This is a genomic window from Gammaproteobacteria bacterium (assembly GCA_035546635.1).
Classification (GTDB): Bacteria; Pseudomonadota; Gammaproteobacteria; order JAURND01; family JAURND01; genus DASZWJ01.
The window spans coordinates 1-2259 of record DASZWJ010000018.1; the positions used below are offsets into that span (position 1 = coordinate 1).

Here is a 2259-nt window from a genome sequence, read left to right on the forward strand (position 1 = left end):
GTCGTCCCGGCATCCATGCCGGGACGACGTGCATTTTTTGAATTTCGCGCCAGCGACTAGTTACATAAAAAATTTAATACTCAAAGAGATCCCTCATGACAGCCACTGAAGCCCATATCCGCCACAATTGGACCTTAGACGAAGCCCAAGCTTTATTTAATTTATCATTTGCTGATTTGCTGTATCAGGCGCAGACAGTGCACCGCCAATATTTTGATCCTAATCAAATTCAGCTCTGCACTGTAATGAGTATTAAAACGGGTTTATGTCCTGAGGACTGCGGTTATTGTTCGCAGAGCCAAAGTGCGAATGTGGAATTAAAACTTGAGAAATTACAGCCTTTAGAAGAGATTCTCTCTACTGCTAAAGAGGCCAAAGCCAAAGGCGCAACGCGCTTTTGTGCGGCGGCTGCTTGGCGCAATTTGCCAAATAGTGCACTTAAAAAGATACAAACGATTATTGGAGAAGTGAAGGCTTTGGGCATGGAAAGCTGTATGTGTCTTGGCATGTTGACGGCGGAGCAGGCACAAGCACTCGCTGATGCAGGGCTAGATTATTATAACCACAATGTTAATTCTTCCCGAGAATTTTATCCAAATGTAACCACCACGCACACTTATCAAGATCGTCTCGATACCCTCGAGTATGTGCGTAATGCGGGTATCAAGGTTTGTTGTGGGGGTATTTTGGGTTTGGGGGAGAGCGTGACTGATCGTGCCAATATGCTGATCGTGCTAGCCAATTTGCCCGAACATCCCTGTAGCGTACCGATCAATTATTTAACTCGCGTGCCAGGTACGCGTTTAGGTGACAATGCGCCTAAGTTAGATAATTTTGATTTTATTCGCACCATTGCTGTCGCGCGTATTATGATGCCACGAGCTTTTGTACGTTTATCTGCGGGGCGCAATGAAATGAGTGATGAAATGCAAGCGTTGTGCTTTCAGGCTGGGGCTAATTCTATTCATGGTGCGCGTAAAGTAATGTTAACTAAATATGTGACCAATCCTGATTTTGATAATGATATGTATTTGTTTCAGCGATTAGGTGTTGCTCTTTATACGCCACCGACTTGATTTTTAATTTTCATATATGTTATCGCGAATGTGTTTTGTCATAAATTTTTAAAATTCTCATGTTACCTTCAATTGTCTTTCGAGCCGGTTGTTATACCCTAGCTCGAATTATCTTCAAAACTCACATTGCAAGTAATTTATAATGTTTTTTGACTAAAAATTTGTGCTTTCTGGAGTTCTGCACATTGATCTCAAGCTTTTAATATTGTTTAATGGGCTTATGTCTTATATAAAGGATGTAACACTTCCACTAGACCGCGAATCTTCCTTCAAAGTGTATTCTTTCAGCTGCTATCCAAGAAACAATAACTAGTCGCTGGCGCGAAACTCAAAAACCGCACGTCGTGCCGACAGGAAGCTGGATCCAGCTGGACAGGAAAGTTAAAGTTTCGTTTTCCTGCGACCTGGATTCGGCTTCCTGTCAGCACGACGTGCATTTTTTGAATTTCGCGCCAGCGACTAACTATCTGGAGTTTTCCCATGATTAAAGTTTTATTGGTTGACGACCATGAATTGGTACGCACCGGCGTTAGGTTTTTGCTGAAAGATGCGGAGAATATTGAGGTGGTTGGTGAAGCAAAAAGTGGCGAAGAGGCTATTCAAGTTGCTCGTGAGTTTTTGCCTGATGTGGTTTTGATGGATTTAAATATGCCAGGGATGGGGGGATTTGAAGCCATCATGCGTCTTTTACGTAGTAAACCTGCACCAAAGATATTGATTCTTAGTGCTTATACCAGTGGATTAGTGCCGTTGCGTTTGTTGAATCTGGGCGCTTCAGGTTATTTAAGCAAGCATTCGAACCGTGAAGAAATGATACAGGCAATTCAAACTGTGAATGCGGGGGAGCGTTATATCGATCTATCAATGGTAGAGACCATAGCTTCCGTTCATGTCGCCTTGCAAAATAATCCGCCTCCGGTAGGACGATTAGCAGAGCGAGAATTACAGATTTTGATTATGATGGCCAATGGTATGAAGCGCAATGACATTGCTAAGAGTTTATATCTCAGTAAAAAAACTATCAGTGGCTATTTGGTCAGTGCGCTAAAAAAATTAGGTGCCAGTACAGAAGCCGAAGCAGTTCGCCTGGTGATAGAAAGTGGTTTGGTTGATATAGATAATTAGTCGCTGGCGCGAAATCATTTCTGTCAGTCCCGCGTAGGCGGGAATGACAGAAATGATT

2 protein-coding genes are annotated in these 2259 nt (G+C 42.8%); both read left to right on the forward strand.

Annotation, left to right across the window (positions count from 1 at the left end; all coding sequences use genetic code 11):
* Positions 1-95 precede the first annotated feature (95 nt).
* A complete protein-coding gene (gene bioB, locus VHE99_03975; GenBank protein HVV68183.1) occupies positions 96-1076 on the forward strand; it encodes a biotin synthase BioB in 981 nt (326 codons plus the stop codon).
* Between the two features lie 480 nt (positions 1077-1556).
* Positions 1557-2201, forward strand: a complete 645-nt coding sequence (locus tag VHE99_03980; GenBank protein ID HVV68184.1) for a response regulator — start codon at positions 1557-1559, stop codon at positions 2199-2201.
* The last annotated feature ends 58 nt before the right edge of the window (positions 2202-2259 follow it).

Bases quoted from the DNA above. Each gene is read 5' to 3' on its own strand.
- bioB (HVV68183.1), top strand. From the start codon at position 96: ATGACAGCCACTGAAGCCCATATCCGCCACAATTGGACCTTAGACGAA.
- VHE99_03980 (HVV68184.1), top strand. From the start codon at position 1,557: ATGATTAAAGTTTTATTGGTTGACGACCATGAATTGGTACGCACCGGC.